The following is a 21,925-nucleotide window of genomic DNA, read 5'->3' as shown; positions in this document are numbered from 1 at the left end:
GCCCTACCCCAGCGAGCGGCGCGGCTGCTCCGGCGCCAGCGGCCAGGGATTGTCCGGGCGCTGCGGCAGGCGCAGGCGGCTGCCGCCCTTGAGCGAAGCCAGCGGCTGGATCGCGTCCATATGGCCGCCGAGCGCCTCGTAGTCGGTCAGGCTCATGGTGAACTCCAGCGGCGCGACCAAGGCCGGGGTCGGCACATAGCCGAAGGCGTTCTCGGGCAGGCGGGTGACGTCGACCATGAAGGTGATGCCGCCGCCCGGCCAGATATACACAGGGGCTCCCCCGCAGGTGACATAAGTCAGCGCGTCCTTGACCGAACGGGTCAGGCGCACCGGGTTCTCGGTGACGCCGGCACGCAGCGAGCCACCGGCGCCGCCGATGAAGAGAACGGTCGAGAGCGCCGGCTCGCAATTCTCGGCGATGCGCTCGACCGGCTCGACCAGCGGCTGCGGCATCTGCATCTCGACGGGAACGAGGTTCTCGTCGAGCTCGTAATAGGCGGCGTGCTCGCCAGTGGTCGAGACCATCAGCAGGCGCAGGCCGGGATAGGCGACCTTGGGATCGAACGGCCCGAGGATGGTGAGCGGATCGCTGATATTGGTGCCGCCCCAGCCGGTGCCGGGCTGCGCCACCTGGAAATAGCGGCCGGGCGTCGAGCGCCGGCCCTTCAGCTTGATGCCGGTGCCGGCCATGCCGAGCAGCTTGCCGGCCTGGTGCTCGGAGAGGACGCCGGTGATGTGGTCGTCGACGACGACGACCTCGTCGACCTTGCCGTGCCATTGCTTGGCGAAGATGCCGATCGTCGCCGAGCCGCAGCCGACGCGCATCCGGCTTTCCTGGATGCCGTTGACGATCGGCGGCTTGCCGGCCTGGACGATCACGGTCTCGCCCTCGTCGATGGTCAGCTCGACCGCCTTGCCGTTGCTGAGCTGGAGCAGGGCGTCGCAGGTGACGCGGCCCTCCTTCTTCGAGCCGCCGGTGAGATGGTGGACGCCACCAAGCGAGAGCATCTGCGAGCCGTATTCGCCGGTGGTGACATGGCCGATCGCCTCGCCCTCGACGCGCACCGTCGCCTGCTCGGGGCCGAGGAAGCGGTCGGTGTCGATCTTCACCTTGACGCCGCAATAGCTGAAGATGCCCTCGGTCACGACGGTGACCATGTCGACGCCGTCGACCTCGGACGAGACGATGAAGGGGGCGGGCTTGTAGTCGGGATAGGTGGTGCCGGCGCCGATCGCGGTTATGAAGGTGCCCTGCTGGTGGACGATCTCGCCGTCCCACTCGCGCGATCCGGCGAAAGGAACGATTTCACCGCCATGCTCCAGCGTGCGCTCGAGCACGATATGCGGCTCCATCCGCACCAGCTCGCCGTCGACATTGCCGTAGCGATCGCAGGCGCCGACGGCGCCCGGCTTGATGAAGCACATCACCGGGCAGGCATCGCAGCGGATCTTGTCGTCCGCGACCGGGCTCGCTTCGTCCAGCGCCATGCTTGATCCTCCCGCAGAGCGGGCCTTGAGGATTTTGTTTGTGTACAAACGATACTGGCGCGCCTCTTGGAGCAAGTCAAGACAGCGACGAGGCGCGGGACCGCCTTCCACCCTACGCCTGTTCCCAGGGCTGGCCCACAGCTTCGGCCGCGACGGCCGAGCGCGTGCCGATTCGTCGATGAGAGGACAGTGTGCCCACGTAATCTTGCATACAAGATTATTCGAGGCGCTTCTGTGCGGCGCTCCTACCCGGCCGAGGTGACTTCCATATGACGCGATTGGCGGTTGCAAGCACGGCATCGATGGCGCATTGACAGCCAAATTTTCCCGCTGCTATTGTTTGCATACAAACATGTTTGAAGCGGTATCGCCGCGGGAGAGAGGGCCCTGCCATGTATGACGTCTTCGCCACGGACCGCCTGATCGACCATTGGCTTGTCGAGGACATCGGCGCCTGCGACCTCACCGTCCAGGTGATGATCGAGCCGAACGAGACCGGCAGGTTCCACATGAACGCCCGCGAGCCGATGATCGTCGCCGGCGTCGAGGTCGCCGCCCGGGTGTTCAAGCGCTACGACCCCGATCTCAAGGTGACCCTGCGCGTCAAGGACGGCGACAAGGTCGAGAAGGGCGCGATCCTGGTCGAGATCGAGGGCTCGGCCCGCAGCGTGCTCACCGCCGAGCGCACCGCGCTCAACATCGCCCAGCGCCTCTCCGGCATCGCCAACGAAACCGCCCGCTACGCCGCCGCCATGGCCGGCAGCAAGGCGCGCCTGATCGACACCCGCAAGACCACGCCCGGCCTGCGCATGATGGAGAAGCACGCGGTGACCTGCGGCGGCGGCCTCAACCACCGCCTCGGCCTCGATAACGGCGTGATGATCAAGGACAACCACATCGCCGTCTGCGGCAGCATCACCGCCGCCGTCGAACGCGCCCGCAAGAAGCTGCCGGTGCTGACCAAGCTCGAGGTCGAGTGCGACCGGCTCGAGCAGGTCGAAGAGGCCGCCAGGGCCGGCGCCGACGTGATCATGCTCGACAACATGTCGGTCGCCGACATGACCAAGGCGGTCGAGCTGATAGCCGGCCGCGCCAAGGTCGAGGCCTCCGGCGGCATCAACATCGACACGATCGGCCCGATCTCCAGGACCGGTGTCGACTATATCTCGACCAGCAAGATCACCCAGTCGGCGCCGGCGGTGGATATCGGCCTCGACGAAGCCTGAGCAACGATGCGCCCCGGCACCTTCTTCCTCGTCGTCGGCCCGAGCGGGGCCGGCAAGGACTCGCTGATCGACGGCGCCCGCGCCCTGCTGGAGCCGACCGGCCGCTATGTCTTCGCGCGCCGCGTCGTCACCCGCCCCGCGGGATCGCCGGGGGAGGACCATGAGGCGGCGACGGACGAGGCCTTCGACGCGCGCGAGGCCGAAGGCGACTTCCTGATCACCTGGGGCGCCCACGGCCTGCGCTACGGCCTGCCGGCCGAACTGAAGCGCCTGGTCGAGGCCGGGCGCAACGTCATCGCCAATGGCTCACGCGCCACGATCGCGGCGCTCGCCGCCCGCCTGCCGCGTTTCGTCGTGGTCGAGGTCACTGCGCCGCCCGAGGTGCTCGCCGCCCGTATTGCCGGGCGCGGGCGCGAGAGCGGCGAAGCGATCGAGAAGCGCCTGTCGCGCACGGTCGAGCCGCGCCCGTCGGGGATCCGGGCGACGACGATCGTCAACGACCAGAGCGTCGAGATCGGCATCGAGCGCTTCGTCGCTGCGGTCGAGGCCGCCGCCAACACGATGCGCCTGCGCCGCCTGCCGCTTTTCGCGGGACGGGCGCACTGCGCCTATCTTCCGGCCAAGGGCGAGCTCGTCAACGGCTTCGATTATCTCGGGCCGGGACGGGTCGAGATCTCGGGAGCCACCGCCAGCATCCGCTCGAACGTACAGGTGGTCGATTCACCCGCGCTGCTCGCGGGCGACGAGATCGGCCTCTCGGACGAGGCCTTCGACGAGCTCGGCCTGCCCGAGGGCAGCGAGGTCACACTCCGGCGCACGCCCTCGCCGGAGAGCCGGGCCGCGCTGACCCGCAAGATCCAGGGCGGCGAGCTCACGGAAGAGCAGTACCACACGCTGATCCGCGACATCGTCGAGGCGCGCTATCCCGATGGCGAGGTCGCGGCCTTCCTGGTCGCTGCGACGCAGACGCTCTCCGACGACGAGGTCGTCGCGCTGGCGCGGGTGCGCACCCGCTTCGCGCAAAAGATCACCTGGCCGGACGGGATCGTCGTCGACAAGCATTCGATGGGTGGCATTCCGGGCAGCCGGATCACGCTGATCGTCGTACCGATCGTCGCCGCGCATGGCGCCTTCCTGATGCCCAAAACCTCGTCGCGTGCCATCACCTCGGCGGCGGGCACGGCCGATGCGATGGAGGCGCTCGCCCGCGTCGAGCTGAACCCGGCCGAATTGCGCGCCTGCGTGGAAACGGCGCGCGGCTGCATCGCCTGGAACGGGCGGCTCAACCATTCCGTCGTCGACGACGTGATGAACGCGATCACGCGGCCGCTCGGCATCGATTCCAACCGCTGGTCGGTCGCCTCGATCCTGTCGAAGAAGCTCACGGCGGGCTCGACCCATGTCATCGTCGACCTGCCCTATGGTCCGCGCGCCAAGCTGAAAAACGAGGCAGAGGCGGCCGAGCTGGCTGATTTGTTCGAGACGGTCGGTGCCGGGCTCGGCCTCGTCGTCAAGGCCTTCCCGACCGATGGCAGCCGCCCGATCGGGCGCGGCATCGGCCCGGCGCTGGAATGCCGCGATGTTGGCTGGGTGCTCGATAACGACCCGCAGGCACCGGCCGACCTGGTCGAGAAGGCGCTGTTCTTCGCCAGCCGCATCCTGGCTTGGGACCCGGCGCTTGGCTCGGTCGCGGCCGGGCGGGCACGCGCGGAGGAGCTGCTGCGCTCCGGCGCGGCGCGCGCCGCTTTCGAGCGGATCATCGATGCGCAGGGGCGACGCGAGCCGCCGGTCGCGCCGGGATTGCTGGTCCATACCGTGCGTTCGCCCAAGGCCGGGGTCATCACCGAGATCGACGGCTGGGCGGTCGCGGGAATCGCGCGGCGTGCGGGAGCGCCCTTCGATAAGGCGGCCGGCATCGATCTGCGCCGCCATGTCGGCGACGCCGTTGCGGTCGGCGATCCGCTCTTCGCCATCCATGCCAGCGCCTCGAGCGATCTCGACGAGGCTAGGGCGATGGCGGAGAGCTGTGAGTGCTATGTGATCGGGTAGCTGAATTCCTGCACACCCGAACGCGAGTCATCCCGGACAAGCGGCGGAGCCGCGCCGATCCGGGATCCATCCCGGAACCTCTATCGGAAAGGCTCCGGAATGGATCCCGGGTCTCACTTCGGTCGCCCGGGATGACTCGCGTTAAAGCCTGATCAGTCTCCGAAGCCTCAGCGCAGCTGCTTCAGCAGCGCGATCAGCGTCGCCCGCTGGTTGGTCGCGAGCGGGGCCAGCGTCACCTTGGTCACCGTCTCCGCCTTGGGCAGGAGCTCGCGCGTGTAGTCGACCCCGGCCGGGCTGAGCTCGACGATGAGTCGGCGGCCATCCTCCGGATCGGGCTTGGTCTGCACCAGCTTGCGCTTGAGCAGACGGTCGACCACGCCCTTGATCGTGGCCGCGTCCATCGCGGTCTGGCGTCCCAGAAGGTTCTGCGAGGACCCGCCATCCTGGTAAAGCCGCGCCAGCACCGCCCATTGCGTCGGCGTCAGGTCGGCGCCCATGATCTCGTTGAAGATCGAGACATGGCGCTGCGCCGCCTGGCGCATGATGAAGCCGACCTGCTCGGCGAGATCATAGCTCTCGTCGGCGGGTTCGGGCGTCTCGGCTGCAGTGCTCGATCGCGCCATCGCTGGTCCTCGTTCGTATACGAACGATATTCCTAGAGCATCTTTCGCAAAAGTGGGATCCAGTTTTGCGGTCGCTCACACCGTTGTCCAGCGCCCTTCGCGGAAACTCCGGGCCGCGGCGTCGACCGTACGCTCGAGGCGCAGGCCTGCCTCGAAATCGAGGAGATGCGCAGGCTCGCCGGCGATGGCGCGGAGCAGCTCCCGGCATTCGATGATCTTGAGCTCGTTGAAGCCGAGGCCATGACCGGGTGCCGGGATGAAGCGGTCATAGGGCGCGTGCGCCGGGGCGGTCAGGATGCGGCGGAAGCCCTGGACGTTGCTGTCGCCCTCGGCGGTGTAGAGCTCGATCTCGTTCATCCGCTCCTGGTCGTAGGCGATCGTCCCCTTGGCACCAAAAACCTGCAGGGCGATGCGGCCCTTGCGGCCCCAGGCCGAGCGGTTGAGCGCGACGAGCCCGGAAGCGCCGGACGAGAGGCGCAGCAGCAAGGTCGCAATGTCGTGGGTCTCGACCGCGCGGGTACCGCCAGCCCGGAGCGGGCGCTCGGCATAGGGCCTGGCCATATCGGCCATCACGGCTTCGACCTCGCCGATCAGCACCTTGATCAGCGAGAAGGCGTGCACGCCGAAATCGTCGAGCGCGCCATGGCCGGACGCCGCCTCGCTCTTCCAGGAGAACAACGCGCCGGCATCGGCCATGAAGTCCTCGTCCATCTCGACGCGGACATGGTTGACAGGCCCGATCGTGCCGTTGGCGATCAGGTGCTGCGCCAGCCGGATCGCGGGGTTCTGGATGTAGTTGTAGCCGAGCGCAGCGACCGTCCCGGCCGCTTTAGCCGCCGCCAGCATCGCTTCCGCATCGCCAAGGCTGGTCGCCATCGGCTTCTCGCACCAGACATGCTTGCCGGCTTTCAGCGCCGCGATTGCCATCTGCGCATGGAAGGCGTTCGGCGTGGTGATCGAGACGACGTCGACATCAGGATGGGCAATGAGCGCCTGCCAGTCGGGGGTCGATTCAGCGAAGCCGAACTCGCCGGCCCGCTGCGCCGCCAGGGCCTCGTCGACCTCGCAGAGCATGGCGAGCTTCGGACGACGCACGTCGCCGAAGACCGGCGCGACGGCGTTCCAGGCCAGGGCATGGCATTTGCCCATATAGCCGGTACCGATCAGGCCGACGCCGAGCGCGCGCATGGGGATGTCCTTTCAGTCTCGCAAAACTCACAGGTCATCCGGGACCAGCAGAGAAGCCGCGCCGATCCAAGATCACATCCAAGATCACCTATTTTCACAGCCCTCATCCTGAGGAGGCCGCGTCAGCGGCCGTCTCGAAGGATGCTCCAGCTGGTTCCCGAGTCTCCTGAAACATCCTTCGAGACGCGCCTTCGGCGCTCCTCAGGATGAGGGCTGAGGGGATGGCGTGAATGGGTCAGACCGTGCCGCCGAGCTCCTCGGAGACCGCCTGCAATTCCTTGCCGCCGGCCATCAAGTTCTGCAGCTCATCCATGGCGATCCCGGACTTGGCGTAGGTGCCGAGAGTCTTGCCGCGGTTGAGCACGGTGAAGCGGTCGCCGACGGCATAGGCGTGGCGGACATTATGGGTGATGAAGATCACGCCGAGGCCCTTGGCGCGGACGAGGTTGATGTATTTCAGCACCATCGAGGTCTGGGCGACGCCGAGCGCCGAGGTCGGCTCGTCCAGGATCAGCACCTTGGCGCCGAAATAGACGGCGCGGGCGATGGCGACGCATTGGCGCTCGCCGCCGGAGAGCGTGCCGACAGCCTGGTGGGGATCGCGGATGTCGATGCCGATCCTGTGCATCTCGTCGCGGGTCACCGCATGGGCGAGGTCGAAATCGATCCATTTCAGCGGACCGAAGCCGCGGATCGGTTCGCGGCCCATGAAGAAGTTTCGCGTGATCGACATCAGCGGGATCATCGCCAGATCCTGGTAGACGGTGGCGATGCCCGCATCGAGCGCGTCGCGCGGGCTGGAGAAGGCGACCGGCCGGCCCTCGACTAGGAACTCGCCCGAGCTCGGCTTGTGGCAGCCCGAGAGCGTCTTGATCAGCGTCGACTTGCCGGCGCCGTTGTCGCCGAGCAGGCAGAGCACCTCGCCGGCGGAGACCTTGAGCGAGACGCCCGAGAGCGCGATCACCGAGCCGAAATGCTTGACGATGTCGCGGACCTCGATGAGGGGCGTCTGTTCTGGAGCTGCGGTTGTCATGTTCAGCGCTCCCCTGTCGCCTTGCGGCGGATGAAGTTATTGAACAGCACGGCGAGCAGCAGCATGCCGCCGAGGAAGACCTGGAACCAGTCGCTGTCGAAGCTGGTGTAGGTCAGGCCGATCGAGACCATGCCGAAGATGATCGCGCCGAAGAAGGCGCCGATCGCCGAACCATAGCCGCCGGTGAGCAGGCAGCCGCCGATCACCGCGGCGATGATCGCCTCGAACTCTTTCTGGAAGCCGCGGCGGGCATCGGTCGAGCCGGCGTCGAGCACGGTCAGGATGGCGACGAGGGTGGCGGCGCAGGCGGTCAGCACGAACAAAGTCGTCTTGACCATGTTGACCGGCACGCCGGAATTGCGGGCCGCATTGGGATCGCCGCCGGCGGCGAAGATCCAGTTGCCGAAGCGGGTGCGCAAGAGGACATAGGTCGCGAGCGCGGCGATGGCGAGGAACCAGAGCACGCCGACGGGAACGCCGGTCACGGTCGGCGTGCCGTTGGGAAACTTGGCGATCAGGTTGGCCTGCGCCAGCCAGGCGAACAGCCCCTCCAGCGCCTGGCCGGAGAAAAGCTCGCGCACGACGCCCGTGCCGGCCTTGTCGCCGATGCCGCGTAGTTGCGTCGAGCCGCCCGTCGCCCATTTCAGCCCGACCAGTGAGAGCCCGCGCAGGATGAAGAGAAAGGCGAGGGTGACGATGAACGAGGGCAGGCGCGTTCTGATGACGATCTGCCCGTTCACCGCACCCATCAACCCGGCGAAGACGAAGGTCGCGACGATCGCCGCCAGCAGCGGCAGGTCGCCGACGACGATCAGCGCGCCGAAGATGAGTCCCGCGAAGGCGATCATCGAGCCGATCGAGAGATCGAATTCGCCGCCGATCATCAAGAGCGCCGCCGCGATGGCGAGGATGCCGAGCTGGGCCGCCGGCGAGAGCACAGTCATCAGCCCGGCGAGGGTGAACATCGCCGGATTGGCGGTGAGCCCGAAGAAGACGGTGACCAGGACGAGGCCGGCGACCGCGCCCAGCTCGGGCCGGCGCATCAGCCGGGCGATCGGCGAGACGCGGCGCAGGCGCTCGTCGCGGGCCGCAGCGGCCGGGTCAGGAATACGGGACGAGCCCGCAGCGAGATCGGCGGTCGATGTGGCCATGGCGCGCACCTTCAGCTTCTGCACTGTCCGGAGAGGGGGCGGCGGCGCTGGATGCGCCGCCGCAAAAGCTCAGCGGATGCCCTTGGCCGAGAGGTCGACGACCTGGGCCGCCTTCTCCTTGGTGACGAGGTTCGGGCCGGACGGGACATTGCCGCCGGGCACGAGCCCGTACTCGGCGTTGAGCGCCAGGAAAGCGACCGGCAGATAGCCCTGCAGGAACTGCTGCTGGTCGATGCCGAAGGCGGCCTCACCCGCGACGATCGCCTTGAGGAAATTGGCCGAGAGATCGAAGGTGGCGACACGGACGCTGGCGATCTTGCCGGCCTCCTTGACGCCGGCAAGCGTCGGCTCGCCGCCGAGCGATGCGCTGAGCGCCATCACCGTGTCGACGCTGGCGTCGGAGAGCGCCGCCTTGACCTTGGAGCGGATCTCGGACGGGTCGTTCGAGACCGGCAGCACGGTGACCTTGCCCTTGAAGCCTTCGGCGAAACCCTTGCAGCGCAGGTCGAGCGCGACATTGCCGACCTCGTGGTTGACGCAGACGCCGACCTTGCCGCCCATGCTGGCGAGTTTCTCGCCGGCGGCCTTGCCGGCGTCGAACTCGTCCTGACCGACATGCAGGAGGGCGCCGAGCTTCTTCGAGACGTCGGAGCCGGAATTCATCGAGATCACCGGGATGCCGGCGGCGACGGCCTTCTGGATCGACGGGCCGAGCGCCGAGGCGTCGGGGATCGAGACGACGAGGCCGGCCGGCTTCTGGTTCACCGCGGCATCGATCAGCTGGCTCATCGCCACCATGTCGAAGGTCTCGGGCGCGCGATAATCGACGGACACCTTAAGATCGGCCGCCGCCTTGGCGACGCCGTTCTTGACAACCGACCAGAACGGGTCCGCGGCCTGGCCATGGCTGACGACGATGATCCTGGTCTGCTGCGCGACGCTCGGCGTCGCCCCTGCAACCGCGATGGCGGCGGCAGCAATCATCCCTGCGAGAAAACGCTTCATCTCATCCTCCCTTGCGGGGATGTCCCCCGCTTTCGTTATCGGTCCGATCGGGCTCGATCGGCCGGTTTTCGGGCGATTTGGCCGGCCGCGAAGCGCCGCGGACTGCCTGGGATGGCGTAGGAGGGAGGGCGCGCCAGGCGCGACCGCCGACTCTGCGCTTCATTCAAAACGAAACAAAAAAACCATTTTCAATATTCAATGGAACAATCATTCCATCGCACATACGCAGCTGTCAAGCGCCTTCTGCGCCGCTGACATACCTGAGCGTGTATCTGGTCGTTCCACCGGGACCGGAGAAATTCATCACCAATATCGATTTGCCAGGATCGGGCTGCGGCCTCGATTGTCGGTGATGAGGCGGCGCGCTCAGCGCCCGGTACCGGGGAATGTCATGGGCCTGCCAGCGACTGCGCGCATCGATATCGGGCGCTTCTGGACGACGATCGAGCGTTCCGGCGAGATCGGGGTCGGTCGACCGGGCGGCCTGTCCCGGCTGGCGCTCGGCGATGCCGACCGGGAGGTCCGCGACGTCTTCATCGCCTGGTGCCGGGAGGCGGGGTTGAGCGTCCGGATCGACGGCATCGGCAACATCTTCGCGCGCCGGCCCGGTGAGGACGACAGCCTGCCGCCGGTGGTGATGGGCAGCCATCTCGACACGCAGGTGAATGGTGGGCGCTTCGACGGCATCGCCGGCGTGCTCGGCGGACTCGAGGTCTGCCGGACACTCGACCAGCTCGGCCACCGCACGAAACGGCCGATCGAAGTGGTCAACTGGACCAATGAGGAGGGCGGGCGCTTCTCGCCGCCCATGGTCGGCTCGGGCTGCTTCACCGGCGCGTACACGCTCGACTGGGCGCTGGGCCGGCGTGACGACGACGGCAGGACGATCGGCGAGGAACTCGACCGGATCGGTTATCGCGGTGAGATGGAGGCTACGCCCCATCCCTTCGACGCCTATGTCGAGTTCCATATCGAGCAGGGCCCGATCCTCGACCGCGAGGGCATGCAGGTCGGCGTCGTCACCGGCGGTTATGCCAGCACCGGCATGCTGGTCGAATTCCGCGGCGAGACCGCCCATACCGGCCCGTGGCCGATGGAGCGGCGCAGGAATGCGCTCATCGCCGGGGCGCGCCTGCTGGTCGCTGTCGACGATCTCGGCTGGGAGCATGCCGGCAGCGGCGGCAAGGCGACGGCTTCACGCCTCGTAGCTTGGCCGAACAAGCCCGGCATTCTCTCCGACTGGGCCCAGGCGACCTGCGACGTCCGCCATGCCGATCCGGAAACCAGCGCCGTGATGGCCGAGCGCGTGCGCCGCGCCGTGCATGAAGCGGCGGCGCGGGCCGATTGCACGGCCGAGATCCTCGATGTCTGGAACTGGGGCGGCAAGGTCTTCGCCGACGAGTTGATCGAGCAGGTCCGGGCCGCCTCGCTCGGCCTCGGCTACCGCACCCGCGATATCCTGAGCCAGGCCGGGCACGACGCCTATTTCGTCGCCCGCCATGCGCCGACGACGATGATCTTCGCGCCCTGCAAGGGTGGCGTCACCCACAACAATCAGGAGCTGTGCACGCCGGATGATCTCGAACCCGGCCTCAACGTGCTGCTGCACACGGTGGTGGCGCGGGCGAATCGCTGAACCCGCATGTCGATCCCCGAGGCGACCATCCATCCCCGGTGGAAGCACAGCTGACCCGCATCACCTGAGGGTGAGCCAGCCTTGACCCTGCGGCCGCCCGTTCATAGCTTCAGCCTCGAATAGCGGCATTGTTGCCGCACTCAGAATCGAAAGGCGATGAGCCATGGCGACGACCAAAGTGACCGATGCGAGCTTCGAGGCCGATGTGCTGAAGTCAGCTGAGCCGGTGGTGGTGGACTTCTGGGCCGAGTGGTGCGGCCCCTGCCGGATGATCGGCCCGGCGCTCGAGGAGATCGCCGGCGAGCTCGACGGCAAGGTCAAGATCGTCAAGATGAACGTTGACGAGAACCAGCAGATTCCGGCCCAGTTTGGCATCCGCTCGATCCCGACCCTGATGCTGTTCAAGGACGGCAAGCTGGCCTCGCAGAAGGTCGGCGCTGCCCCCAAGAGCGATCTGTCTCGCTGGATTTCGGCCGCGGTCTGATCCGGCGATCGCAGAATGAGGAAGGCCCGCCCTCGATGAGGGCGGGCCTTTTTCGTTTCAGGCTATGCGCTGCGTCACTTCGAGCGGTTGTCGAGAGCCCAGGCGCCAGCGCCGGCGAAGACGAGGTAGAAGAAGACGAAGCAGTAGAGGATCGCCGCATCGCCATTGTTCAGCAGCGGGTAGACGTTCCGCGGCGCATGGAACATCCAGTAGGCATAGGCCATCTCGCCCGAGAGGATGAAGGCGACCGGGCGGGTCCACAGGCCGATCAGGATGAGCAGGCCGCCGAAGGCCTCGAGGATCGCGCCGAACCAGAACAGCGTGAACGCTGCCGGCAAGCCGCTCGCCGGCGGAGCCGGGAAGCCGAACAGCTTTTGCGTGCCATGGGCGATGAAGATCAGCGCCGTGGCAATGCGAAGCAGTGCGAGCGCCTGCGGCGCGTAGCGATTGAGGGAGTTGAGAGCCTGCATGGGCGGGTTGCCTTCCGTCCGGATTGGAATTGGAAAAATTTGCTAAGTGATTGGGTTTGCTGGCGAAGAAGTCTTCCTCATCGCCTCGCGCTTGTCCCCATGCAAAGAAGATCTATCAAGTCACGTTTTCGTTTGCAGTGCAGCAAAATCACCGAGCGGCAAATCCGCAACAGCGGCCGCTTCGTTCACCCTTGCGGAAAGTTCGCCGAAATCGGGCTTAACCACCCCTTAAAAGCGCCATGTTTGAATCCTGTCTGGAAAACGCCGGGCTGCGGATCGCAGCGCGGTGGCGGGGCCTGAACGGGGCGGGATGAACGACCGGTCGAAACGAGGCGGTGAGCGGCGCGAGCCGTCCTTCGAGCGTGCGCGCGACGATTACGGGCGCGACGACGGCGAACTGCGCCTGTCGGCCGAGGACCGCCCCTATCGCGGAGGAAAGAATTCGGTGGCACCGCGCCAGCAACCGCGCCGACCGCAGAACGAGCGCAGCAAGGGCGGCCGCAAGCCGCGCCGCAAGCGCGGCTCCGTCCTCGGCCGCATCTTCTATTGGGGCGTCGTCATGGGGCTCTGGGCGGTGCTCGCCGTCGGCGGGCTCGTCGCCTATCACGCCGCGCAATTGCCGCCGATCGACCAGCTAACCGTACCGAAGCGGCCGCCGAACATCGCGATCCTCGCGGCCGACGGCACGCTGCTCGCCAATCGCGGCGAGACCGGCGGACGCACGATCACCATCGGTGAAGTCCCGCCCTATCTGCCGAAAGCCTTCGTCGCGATCGAGGACCGGCGCTTCTACGACCATTTCGGCATCGATCCGATCGGCCTCGGCCGCGCCATCGTCAACAACCTGACCAAGCGCGGCGGCGTCCAGGGCGGCTCGACCCTGACCCAGCAGCTCGCCAAGAACCTGTTCCTGACCCAGGAGCGCACGGCGGCGCGCAAGATCCAGGAAGCGATCCTCTCGCTCTGGCTGGAGCGGACCTACACCAAGGACCAGATCCTCGAACTCTATCTCAACCGCGTCTATTTCGGCTCGGGCGCCTATGGCGTCGAGGCGGCGGCGCAGCGCTATTTCAACAAGTCGGCGCGTTCGGTCTCGGTCGCCGAAGCCGCCATGCTCGCCGGCCTCGTCCAGGCGCCCTCGCGCCTCGCGCCCAACCGCAACCCGGAAGCGGCGGAGAAACGCGCCCAGCTGGTGATCTCGGCGATGGCAGAGCAGGGCCTGATCTCGCAGGCCACGGCCAAGACCGCGCTCGGCGCACCGGCCGAGGTGCCGGAGCGCGTCGGCGCCGGCTCGGTCAATTACGCCGCCGATTATGTCATGGACGTGCTCGACGACTTCATCGGCGCGATCGAGGGCGACGTCACCGTGCTGACCACGGTCGACACCAAGCTACAGAGCTCGGCGGAAAACATCCTTGTCGAGGCGCTCTCGGCGCAGGGCGCCAAGCTGAACGCCTCGCAGGGCGCGGTGGTCTCGCTGGCGCCGGACGGGGCGATCCGCGCTTTGATCGGCGGGCGCGACTACACCAAGAGCCAGTTCAACCGCGCCACGGCCGCGCATCGCCAGCCGGGCTCGTCCTTCAAGCCCTTCGTCTATCTCACCGCGCTCGAGAAGGGCATGACGCCGGATACGATCCGCGACGACTCGCCCGTCTCGATCAAGGGCTGGGAGCCTGAGAACTATTCGCGCACCTTCCGCGGCCCGGTGACACTGCAGACCGCCTTCGCCCATTCGCTGAACACGGTCGTGGCGCGCCTGATCCAGGAGGTGACGCCGCGCGAGGTCGTGCGCACAGCCCAGCGCCTCGGCGTGAACTCGTCGCTGCAGGCCAACCCGTCGCTGTCGCTCGGCACCTCGGAGGTGACGCCGCTGGAGATGACCGCGGCGTATGCGACCTTCGCCAATGGCGGCCAGTCGGTGCTCCCCTATGTCATCCGCGAGGTCAAATCGACCAGTGGAAAGGTCGTCTATGCCCGCAAGGCGAATAATTTCGGCCCTGTGATCCAGCCGCAGACGCTCTCGATGATGAACTCGATGTTCCATGCGGTGATGACCGGCGGCACCGGCAGCAAGGTCAACATTCCCGGCTGGGAGGTCGGCGGCAAGTCGGGCACGACGCAGGACTATCGCGACGCCTGGTTCGTCGGCTTCACCGGCCGCCTCGTCACCGCCGTCTGGGTCGGCAATGACGACAATTCGACGATGAAGCGCGTCACCGGTTCCGGCCTGCCGGCCGAGATCTGGGGCAAGTACATGAAGACGGCCCATGCCGGCCAGCAACCGATCCAGCTGCCGGGCGGGCTCTGGCAGTCGGCGCCGAAGTCGATCTTCGATGGCGGCGAGCCGGTCGCCGGCGTCGCGCCCTCGCCACGGACCCAGCCGGTCGCTTCCGGCGACCGCGCCTGGACCCCGCCGGCGCCGCAGGAGAAGAACTTCTTCGAGCGCCTGTTCGGCGGCTGACCCCTTAGGTCCCGCGCGGCTTGGCCCGCGTCGTCGGTGCCGCCGCAGCAGGATCGTCCGGCCAGGGATGGCGCGGATAGCGACCTTTCATCTCGCTCTTCACCGCAGCCCAGGAGCCTCGCCAGAAGCCCGGCAGGTCGCGGGTGATCTGGATCGGCCGGTGGCCGGGCGAGAGCAGCTCCAGCACCAGCGGTACCCGCCCACCGGCGAGCGAAGGGTGCTGCGCCAGCCCGAACAGCTCCTGCACCCGGACCGAAATCGTCGGCCCGGCCTCGGCGCCATAGTCGACCGCGAGTTGCGAGCCCGTCGGCGCGGCAAAATGCGTTGGCGCCTCCGCATCGAGCCGCCGCTTCAACTCCCAGGGCAGCAGGGTCGACAGGGCCGCATCGAGATCGCTCGGCGTGATCGCCGCCAATGAATTGCGCCCGACAATGTGTGGGGCCAGCCAATCCACGGCCGCCTGGGCGAGGCCGCTATCGGACAGATCGGGCCAGCCGGCATCCTCTCCCTCCGCTGTGCGCAGGAAGGCGACGCGCTTGCGCAATTGCGCCTGCGCCTTGCTCCAGGGCAGCATGTCGATTCCAATCGCAGCGATGCCCTTCGCCAGAACCTCTGCATTCTCCTGGGACGACTCGACCGGCAAGGGCCGCTCGGCCAGCACCAGCGAGCCGTATTTTCGAGCGGCTCGGGCCCGCAATGCCTTTGCCTGGCGGTCGAAGACGGTCTCGTTGCGCTCGGACAGCCCGATCCGGATCAGGCCGGAGGCGGCCAGCGCTGCGATCTCGGCCTCGCTGATCGCGACGGCGCTGAGGATGCGGGCCTGCTGCGCGCTTCCGGTCATCTCGCCGACGACGAGATAGGGCTCGCGCGCCAGCCTCTGGCCGGGTTCGAGGCCAGCGCCACGACCATTTGCGAGCAGGTATTGGCCGGAGCCGGGCTGGCGCGCCTTGGCGACGCGATCCGGAAAGGCGAGGCCGAGCAGGAAACCGGGCGAGAGCGGCTGTTCCGCGCCGGCCTTGACCTTGCTCGCCGCCTGCCTCGCCCAGCCCTCGGCGAGGCGGCGCATGTCGGCCGCGCGGCCGCCGCGCTCGCGGCCGAAGCGCTCCAACCGCTCGGACAGGTCGATCGCATCGCCGCCGAGCCCGCGCTCGACCAGCAGCGCCGCCAGCAGGGCGGCGGGCTCGGCCTGGCGAAGATGCGCCGCACCGACGACCATATGCGCCAGCCGCGGTGGCAGCGGCAGGCCCTGCAGCGCCTTGCCGTCTTCGGTGATCCGCCCGTCGGAATCGAGCGCGTCGAGGTCGTTCAGCAGCGTCCGCGCTTCTTTCAGCGCCGGCGTCGGCGGCGGGTCGAGGAAAGCGAGCGTGGTCGGATTGGAGACGCCCCAGGCGGCGCAATCGAGTAGGAGCGGCGCGAGGTCGGCCGAGAGGATCTCGGGCCGGGCGAAGGCGTCGAGCGCGCCATTGCCCGCCTCCTCCCAGAGCCGGTAGCAGATGCCGGGCTCGGTGCGGCCGGCGCGGCCTCGGCGCTGGTCGCAGGCTGCGCGGCTGGCGCGTTGGGTGACGAGGCGGGTGATGCCGATGTCGGGCTCGTAGAGCGGCACGCGGGCGAGGCCGGAATCGATGACCACGCGCACGCCCTCGATCGTCAGCGAGGTCTCGGCGATCGAGGTCGCCAGCACGACCTTGCGTCTGCCCTTGGGCGCCGGCAGCACGGCGCGGTCCTGCTCGGCCTGGTCGAGCGCGCCATAGAGCGGCGCGACCTCGATCGCTGGATCGCGGATCTTCTCGCGCAAGCGCTCCTCGACGCGGCGGATCTCGCCCTGGCCGGGTAGGAAGACGAGCAGGGAGCCGGCCTGTTCGTTCAGCGCCTGCAGCACGGCCTCGCTGACCTGATCCTCGATGCGCTTCAGCGGGTCGCGGCCGAGATAGCGCGTCTCGACCGGATAGGCGCGGCCCTGGCTCTCGATCACCGGGGCATCGCCGAGAAGCCTGGCGACGCGCGCGCCGTCCAGCGTCGCCGACATCACCAGGATGCGCAGGTCCTCGCGCAGGCCGGCCTGCGCATCGAGCGCCAGCGCCAGCCCGAAATCGGCATCGAGCGAGCGCTCGTGGAATTCGTCGAACAGCACGGCAGCGACGCCGTCGAGCGCGGGATCGTCAAGGATCATCCGGGCGAAGACGCCTTCGGTAACGACCTCGATCCGCGTCTTCGGGCCGATCTTCGAGCCGAGCCGGACGCGCAGGCCGACCGTCTCGCCGACGCGCTCGCCCAATGTCTGCGCCATGCGATTGGCCGCGCCGCGGGCTGCGAGGCGCCGCGGCTCCAGCACGATCAGCTTGCCGCCGCTGGTCCAAGGCTCATTCAGCAGAGCGAGTGGGACGCGCGTGGTCTTGCCGGCGCCGGGCGGAGCGACGAGCACGGCGTTCGGCTTCTCGCGCAGCGAGTTAGCGAGGGCGTCGAGAACCGCGTCGATCGGGAGGGCTGTGTCGAAGGCGCGCATGCGCCTGCGATGTGGCGCAGGCGGCGCTGCTGTGCAAGCCGCCTCAGGCCGCCTGCCGCAATCCGACCGTAAACGGCGTCATGCTGACGGTGCCCGCCTTGACCGAGACCAGCGTGTTGCAGGGCAGGGCCTGCCAGCAGTCGCGGGCGGCATCGACCGGCTCGGAGGCGATCACCACCGCATCGCCGCGATTGCAGACATAGAGCGTCGGCGGCCTGGTGTCGGAGGACCAGCGCACGGCGTGGATCGTCTCGCCGTCGGCCAGCGCGGCGGCGCAGCGCAAGGGCTCGCGCACGCCGGCTTCCTGCATCAGCGCGAATGCATCGCCGAGCGCGCCCGCCAGGGCATCGCCAGGCGCAGCGCCCTCGGCGATGCGGGCCAGTGCCAGCAGGAACAGCGCCTCGGAATCGGTCGTGCCGACGCGCGCGCCGTAGAGGCCATCGGGGATCAGGCTCTCGAGCCTGCGCCGGATCAGGGCGTAGCCGCCGATCTGGCCATTATGCATGAACAGATGCCGGCCATGGACGAAGGGGTGGCAGTTCGCCCGCGTCGTCGCCGTTCCGGTCGCGGCACGCACATGCGCGAAGAACAGATGCGAGCGCACCAGTCGCGCGATCGAGAGCAGGTTTTCATCCGACCAGGCCGGCCTGATCTCACGATACTGGCCGGGCTCGGCCCGCTCGCCATACCAGCCGACGCCGAAGCCGTCGCCATTGGTGCCGGTCTTGGCCTCCTCGGCATGCAGCGATTGGTGGATCAGCGAATGGCAGGGCGAGGCGATGAAGTCCTCGAGAAAGACCGGGGCGCCGGCATAGGCGAGGAAACGGCACATGGTGGTCCCGAATCAGGTGCGGGCGGGACGCCGCAGGAGAAGATTATTCCACGAGAATGAACGCCGGCATAACGATTTGGAGCTAGCCGCTGCGGTTGCCGCTCCCATAGCCTTGCTATAACCGTCGCGGCGATGGGGTGACGACGAGGTCCCGCGACAAGCGGGCGGGGGAAGGGCCGATATTCATGCTGACGAAGCTCGCCGGCGCGGCGCTCCTGTTCGCCCTTTTCCCCGAGGCAGCCTTCGCCGCAGGCGACATCGGCGGAGCTACCATGGGCGTCGCCTGGGCCCTGCCCTTCGCCGGCATGCTGCTCTCGATCGCGCTCGGCCCGATCCTCTTCCCGCATTTCTGGGAGCTGAACTACGGCAAGTTCGCTGCCTTCTGGGCCGTGCTGGTGATCGTGCCGCTCGCCCTGTTCCGTGGCTTCGATCCGGCGCTCGGCGCCTTGCTGCACACCGGGCTGCTCGAATACGTCCCCTTCATCATCCTGCTCTTCGCGCTGTTCACCATCGCCGGCGGCATCCTGATCACCGGCAACCTGCACGGCACGCCGGCGACGAACACCGTGCTGCTCGCGATCGGCACGCTGATGGCGAGCTTCGTCGGCACCACCGGCGCTTCGATCATCATGATCCGCCCGGTGCTGCGGGCCAACGACAACCGGCGTTTCAACGTCCATGTCGTCGTCTTCTTCATCTTCCTGGTCTCGAACATCGGCGGCTCGCTGACGCCGCTCGGCGACCCGCCGCTCTTCCTCGGCTTCCTGCGCGGGGTCTCCTTCTTCTGGACGACGACACATCTGCTGCCGGAGACGCTCTTTGCGGTCGTCGTCCTGCTCGCCTTGTTCTACGCGCTCGACAGCTGGTTCTTCCGCAAGGAGGAGGACTATCCGCCGCTGCGCGACCCGACGCCGGACCGGGCGATCAAGCTGTTCGGCAAGGTCAACATCCTCCTGCTCGGCGGCGTCATCCTCGCCATCCTGATGTCGGCGAGCTGGAAGCCGGGCGTCGCCTTCACCATCCACGGCATCGCCGTCGAATGGCAGAACCTGGCACGCGACCTCATCCTGCTGGCGCTGGCCGGCCTCTCGCTCACCCTGACACCCAAGCCGGTGCGCGCCGGAAACGAGTTCAGCTGGGGCCCGATCAAGGAGGTCGCCAAGCTCTTCGCCGGCATCTTCGCCTGCATCATCCCGGTGCTGGCGATGCTGCAGGCAGGCCGCAACGGCGCCTTCGCCCCGCTGGTCGCCCTCGTCAGCAATCCTGACGGCAGTGCCAACAACGTCGCCTATTTCTGGCTGACCGGCGGCCTGTCGTCCTTCCTCGACAACGCGCCGACCTATCTCGTCTTCTTCGAGCTTGCCGGTGGCAATGCGCAGGCTCTGATGACGACCGGTGCCCTGACGCTGACCGCGATCTCGGCCGGCGCCGTCTTCATGGGCGCCAACACCTATATCGGCAACGCCCCCAACTTCATGGTCTACGCCATCGCCAAGGACCGGAAGGTCGCGATGCCGAGCTTCTTCGGCTACATGCTCTGGTCGGGCGCGATCCTGATTCCGCTCTTCGTGCTGCAGACGCTGATCTTCTTCCGCTGAGGCGCGCGCCGGCAGCATGGACACCGGTCGGATGCGCGCCTAAAGGGGCGGCTTCCGAAGGAAGCCCCCAATGCCCCTGCGCCCCGACACGCTGGCGATGACCGCCGTCCTCGCCATGCTGACGGCGCTGGGCCCGCTCTCGACCGATTTCTATCTGCCCTCGCTGCCCGAGATCGCGCGGGTGATGGGTACCGATTTCGCCGGCGCGCAGGCGACGCTCTCGGCCTTCCTGTTCGGCTATGCCGCCGGCCAGATCATCTGGGGGCCGCTCTCGGACCGGCTCGGCCGCCGTCCGGTGCTGATGATCGGCCTTGGCCTGTTCATCGCCACCACGCTCGCCTGCGCCTTCGCGCCCTCGATCGAGGCGCTGATCGGCGCCCGTTTCGCCCAGGCGGTCGGGGCGTCCGGGCCGATCGTGCTCGGCCGTGCCATGGTTCGCGACCTCTATGAGGGGCCGCGCGCCGGCCGCGAACTCGCCCGCATGGGCATGATCATGGGCCTCGTCCCGGCGATCGCCCCCGTGCTCGGCGGCCTGCTGCAGAACGCCTTCGGCTGGCGCTCGACCTTCCTGGCCTCGCTCGTCTTCGCGCTCACCATGCTCGCCATCATCGCGACGATCATGCCGGAGACCCTGCGCCAGCGCTCGCCCGACGGCCTGTCGCTGCCGGCGATCTTCCGCGGCTACAGGCTGCTGCTGCGCAACCCGGCCTACCGCGTCTATGTCGCGCTGACCTCGCTGGCCTATGCCGGACTCTTCGCTTTCATCTCCGGCTCGTCCTATGTGCTGATGGGGGTCTACGGCCTGTCGGCGCCCGCCTATGGCCTGTCCTTCGGCTGCGCCGTGCTCGGCTTCATCCTAGGCACGATCATCGCGCAGCGCCTGGTCGGCCGCCGCGGCCTCGACGGCGTGATCGGGCTCGGCGTCATCTGCCTCGCCGCCGGCGGGCTCGCCATGCTGGCCGGCGTCGCGACCGGCTTCGGCGGGCCGTTCGGGGTCGTCGCCCCGATGGCGCTCTATGCCTGCGGCGTCGGCCTCGTCATGCCGCAGGCGCAGGCGTCGGCGATGATGCCCTTCCCGGACCGGGCCGGCGCGGCGTCCTCGCTGACCGGCCTCTGCCAGATGCTGCTCGCGGCCTGTGTCGGCCTGCTGGTCGGCCATCTTCTCAAGGGCAGCGCCCTGCCGCTGCCTGCCGTGATGTCGGTGATCGGGGTGGCGACGCTGATCGTCTTCCGCGTCAGCGCCGCAATCCGCGCTGGCAAGACCTGAGCGTCAGTTCCCCATCCGGTCGCGCCATTGCCGCTCGCCCTGCATGCAGGAGACGCGCGGCGCCTTCGCCTGCGCCTTCTGGATCAGGGCATCCGGGCCAGAGGCCGGCATCTCGGCGATCTCGCGCACCAGCTTCGTTCTGGTCGCATCGACGAATTGGTTGCGTTCGCGGATCGGGATCACGAAGGCGCCGACGCCGGTGACGACGCAGTCCTCGTAGTAGACGTCGAGATTGTCGATGTCGAAATAGCTCGCCTGCTTCAGCATCACCGGCAGGCCGTTGATCGCGATGCCCTTGTCGCGCGCAGCGTCGCGGGCAGCCGTCACCGGGCGCCCGTCATTGTTGGCGCCGTCGCCGGAGATGTCGATGACGCGGCGCAGCGGCGTCACATTGCTCTTCTCGAGCAGGGCGACGGCAAGATCGATCGCGCCGGAGATCGAGGTGCGCCGCCCGCGCCGCGTCGGCGCTTCGCCGAGCTCCTCGGCGAAGGCGATCGCCGATTGCGGGGTCTCGATCACCGTCCAGGGGCGGACGATGTGCTGGAAATCGCCGCCCGCCCATTCGAAATAGGTGACGGCGATCTTGCCGATCGCGCCCTTGGCGATGGCATCATGCAGCACCTTCGAGCGGAAGGCCTCGATATAGCCGTTGCGCTGCAAAGCGAGCTCGTCGAGGTCCATCGAATAGGACACGTCGACTGCCAGCACGAGGGCGACATCGACCTCTTCGGGCGGCGCGCTCGCCTGTTGCGCGTCGGGCGCCGATGCAGGCCAGGCGCCGGCGGCGGCGAGACAAAAGAGACCGAACAGCCAGCGCCGCATCGAAACCTCCGTCATCTGTCGTCGAAGCGTGACGCCGAAAGGAGGATGGTTTCGGGCGAAGGCAGGCTTCAAACGAATGTCGTCGAAGT

17 protein-coding genes are annotated in these 21,925 nt (G+C 67.7%); 7 read left to right on the top strand and 10 right to left on the bottom strand.

Features of this window, described 5'->3' with window-relative positions:
• Positions 1–3: 3 nt before the first annotated feature.
• Positions 4–1,488: a 6-hydroxynicotinate reductase gene (locus V7S63_RS18055; protein ID WP_336531205.1), complete on the bottom strand. Its 1,485-nt coding sequence runs from the start codon at positions 1,486–1,488 to the stop codon at positions 4–6.
• Between the two features lie 392 nt (positions 1,489–1,880).
• On the opposite strand from V7S63_RS18055, the gene nadC reads away from it, so the two are divergent.
• Together nadC and phnN are read left to right on the top strand one after the other, a co-directional pair.
• A complete protein-coding gene (nadC, locus tag V7S63_RS18050; protein ID WP_091835226.1) occupies positions 1,881–2,714 on the top strand; it encodes a carboxylating nicotinate-nucleotide diphosphorylase in 834 nt (277 codons plus the stop codon).
• 6 nt (positions 2,715–2,720) lie between these two features.
• A complete protein-coding gene (phnN, locus tag V7S63_RS18045; RefSeq protein WP_336531204.1) occupies positions 2,721–4,763 on the top strand; it encodes a phosphonate metabolism protein/1,5-bisphosphokinase (PRPP-forming) PhnN in 2,043 nt (680 codons plus the stop codon).
• A 167-nt stretch (positions 4,764–4,930) separates the two neighbouring features.
• On the opposite strand, the gene V7S63_RS18040 is transcribed toward phnN, so the two are convergent.
• The 5 genes from V7S63_RS18040 to V7S63_RS18020 all read right to left on the bottom strand — a co-directional run bounded on the left by V7S63_RS18040 (position 4,931) and on the right by V7S63_RS18020 (position 9,763).
• The gene (locus V7S63_RS18040; RefSeq protein ID WP_100959896.1) at positions 4,931–5,386 is read right to left on the bottom strand and encodes a MarR family winged helix-turn-helix transcriptional regulator; all 456 of its coding nucleotides are present in this window, start codon (positions 5,384–5,386) and stop codon (positions 4,931–4,933) included.
• 75 nt (positions 5,387–5,461) lie between these two features.
• Complete coding sequence (locus V7S63_RS18035) at positions 5,462–6,574, bottom strand: Gfo/Idh/MocA family protein (RefSeq protein ID WP_336531203.1); 1,113 nt, start codon at positions 6,572–6,574, stop codon at positions 5,462–5,464.
• A 235-nt stretch (positions 6,575–6,809) separates the two neighbouring features.
• Positions 6,810–7,607 (bottom strand): ATP-binding cassette domain-containing protein, encoded by a 798-nt coding sequence (locus V7S63_RS18030; RefSeq protein WP_091835215.1) that lies wholly within the window; start codon positions 7,605–7,607, stop codon positions 6,810–6,812.
• 2 nt (positions 7,608–7,609) lie between these two features.
• On the bottom strand, positions 7,610–8,758 hold the full coding sequence (locus tag V7S63_RS18025; RefSeq protein ID WP_336531202.1) for an ABC transporter permease: 1,149 nt from the start codon (positions 8,756–8,758) through the stop codon (positions 7,610–7,612).
• A 69-nt stretch (positions 8,759–8,827) separates the two neighbouring features.
• The gene (locus tag V7S63_RS18020) at positions 8,828–9,763 is read right to left on the bottom strand and encodes a sugar ABC transporter substrate-binding protein (RefSeq protein ID WP_091835212.1); all 936 of its coding nucleotides are present in this window, start codon (positions 9,761–9,763) and stop codon (positions 8,828–8,830) included.
• A 391-nt stretch (positions 9,764–10,154) separates the two neighbouring features.
• On the opposite strand from V7S63_RS18020, the gene V7S63_RS18015 reads away from it, so the two are divergent.
• Both V7S63_RS18015 and trxA read left to right on the top strand, forming a co-directional pair.
• Positions 10,155–11,399 carry a Zn-dependent hydrolase gene (locus V7S63_RS18015; protein WP_336531201.1) on the top strand — a complete coding sequence of 415 codons (1,245 nt, stop codon included), beginning with the start codon at positions 10,155–10,157 and terminating at the stop codon, positions 11,397–11,399.
• 163 nt (positions 11,400–11,562) lie between these two features.
• The gene (gene trxA / locus V7S63_RS18010) at positions 11,563–11,883 is read left to right on the top strand and encodes a thioredoxin (protein WP_091835207.1); all 321 of its coding nucleotides are present in this window, start codon (positions 11,563–11,565) and stop codon (positions 11,881–11,883) included.
• Positions 11,884–11,957: 74 nt separating this feature from the next.
• On the opposite strand, the gene V7S63_RS18005 is transcribed toward trxA, so the two are convergent.
• Positions 11,958–12,353: a DoxX family protein gene (locus V7S63_RS18005; protein WP_091835204.1), complete on the bottom strand. Its 396-nt coding sequence runs from the start codon at positions 12,351–12,353 to the stop codon at positions 11,958–11,960.
• Between the two features lie 310 nt (positions 12,354–12,663).
• On the opposite strand from V7S63_RS18005, the gene V7S63_RS18000 reads away from it, so the two are divergent.
• Complete coding sequence (locus V7S63_RS18000; RefSeq protein ID WP_336531200.1) at positions 12,664–14,814, top strand: transglycosylase domain-containing protein; 2,151 nt, start codon at positions 12,664–12,666, stop codon at positions 14,812–14,814.
• A gap of 4 nt (positions 14,815–14,818) precedes the next feature.
• On the opposite strand, the gene hrpB is transcribed toward V7S63_RS18000, so the two are convergent.
• Positions 14,819–17,317, bottom strand: a complete 2,499-nt coding sequence (hrpB, locus tag V7S63_RS17995) for an ATP-dependent helicase HrpB (RefSeq protein WP_336531199.1) — start codon at positions 17,315–17,317, stop codon at positions 14,819–14,821.
• Positions 17,318–17,360: 43 nt separating this feature from the next.
• The gene (locus tag V7S63_RS17990) at positions 17,361–18,149 is read right to left on the bottom strand and encodes a class II glutamine amidotransferase (protein WP_336531198.1); all 789 of its coding nucleotides are present in this window, start codon (positions 18,147–18,149) and stop codon (positions 17,361–17,363) included.
• A 185-nt stretch (positions 18,150–18,334) separates the two neighbouring features.
• On the opposite strand from V7S63_RS17990, the gene V7S63_RS17985 reads away from it, so the two are divergent.
• Together V7S63_RS17985 and V7S63_RS17980 are read left to right on the top strand one after the other, a co-directional pair.
• Positions 18,335–19,747, top strand: coding sequence for a sodium:proton antiporter (locus V7S63_RS17985; RefSeq protein ID WP_336531197.1), 1,413 nt, complete (start codon positions 18,335–18,337; stop codon positions 19,745–19,747).
• 70 nt (positions 19,748–19,817) lie between these two features.
• Complete coding sequence (locus V7S63_RS17980; protein ID WP_091835188.1) at positions 19,818–21,014, top strand: multidrug effflux MFS transporter; 1,197 nt, start codon at positions 19,818–19,820, stop codon at positions 21,012–21,014.
• A gap of 3 nt (positions 21,015–21,017) precedes the next feature.
• Here the strand turns inward: V7S63_RS17980 and V7S63_RS17975 are convergent, their stop codons facing one another.
• Positions 21,018–21,836, bottom strand: coding sequence for a DUF1194 domain-containing protein (locus V7S63_RS17975; protein ID WP_091836049.1), 819 nt, complete (start codon positions 21,834–21,836; stop codon positions 21,018–21,020).
• Positions 21,837–21,925: the final 89 nt, after the last annotated feature.

Origin of the sequence: Allobosea sp. CCNWLY174 (assembly GCF_037120455.1) — a bacterium.
Lineage (GTDB): Bacteria > Pseudomonadota > Alphaproteobacteria > Rhizobiales > Beijerinckiaceae > Allobosea > Allobosea lupini.
The sequence above is the reverse complement of the archived record's forward strand: the minus strand, read 5'-3'. Positions and strand labels throughout refer to the sequence as shown.

Coding starts and splice junctions, on each gene's coding strand:
- V7S63_RS18005 (WP_091835204.1), bottom strand. CDS start 12,353: ATGCAGGCTCTCAACTCCCTCAATCGCTACGCGCCGCAGGCGCTCGCA.
- V7S63_RS18015 (WP_336531201.1), top strand. CDS start 10,155: ATGGGCCTGCCAGCGACTGCGCGCATCGATATCGGGCGCTTCTGGACG.
- V7S63_RS18000 (WP_336531200.1), top strand. CDS start 12,664: ATGAACGACCGGTCGAAACGAGGCGGTGAGCGGCGCGAGCCGTCCTTC.
- V7S63_RS18030 (WP_091835215.1), bottom strand. CDS start 7,607: ATGACAACCGCAGCTCCAGAACAGACGCCCCTCATCGAGGTCCGCGAC.
- V7S63_RS17990 (WP_336531198.1), bottom strand. CDS start 18,149: ATGTGCCGTTTCCTCGCCTATGCCGGCGCCCCGGTCTTTCTCGAGGAC.
- trxA (WP_091835207.1), top strand. CDS start 11,563: ATGGCGACGACCAAAGTGACCGATGCGAGCTTCGAGGCCGATGTGCTG.
- V7S63_RS17980 (WP_091835188.1), top strand. CDS start 19,818: ATGCCCCTGCGCCCCGACACGCTGGCGATGACCGCCGTCCTCGCCATG.
- V7S63_RS18020 (WP_091835212.1), bottom strand. CDS start 9,763: ATGAAGCGTTTTCTCGCAGGGATGATTGCTGCCGCCGCCATCGCGGTT.
- V7S63_RS18040 (WP_100959896.1), bottom strand. CDS start 5,386: ATGGCGCGATCGAGCACTGCAGCCGAGACGCCCGAACCCGCCGACGAG.
- phnN (WP_336531204.1), top strand. CDS start 2,721: ATGCGCCCCGGCACCTTCTTCCTCGTCGTCGGCCCGAGCGGGGCCGGC.
- V7S63_RS18035 (WP_336531203.1), bottom strand. CDS start 6,574: ATGCGCGCGCTCGGCGTCGGCCTGATCGGTACCGGCTATATGGGCAAA.
- nadC (WP_091835226.1), top strand. CDS start 1,881: ATGTATGACGTCTTCGCCACGGACCGCCTGATCGACCATTGGCTTGTC.
- V7S63_RS18025 (WP_336531202.1), bottom strand. CDS start 8,758: ATGGCCACATCGACCGCCGATCTCGCTGCGGGCTCGTCCCGTATTCCT.
- V7S63_RS18055 (WP_336531205.1), bottom strand. CDS start 1,488: ATGGCGCTGGACGAAGCGAGCCCGGTCGCGGACGACAAGATCCGCTGC.
- V7S63_RS17975 (WP_091836049.1), bottom strand. CDS start 21,836: ATGCGGCGCTGGCTGTTCGGTCTCTTTTGTCTCGCCGCCGCCGGCGCC.
- hrpB (WP_336531199.1), bottom strand. CDS start 17,317: ATGCGCGCCTTCGACACAGCCCTCCCGATCGACGCGGTTCTCGACGCC.
- V7S63_RS17985 (WP_336531197.1), top strand. CDS start 18,335: ATGCTGACGAAGCTCGCCGGCGCGGCGCTCCTGTTCGCCCTTTTCCCC.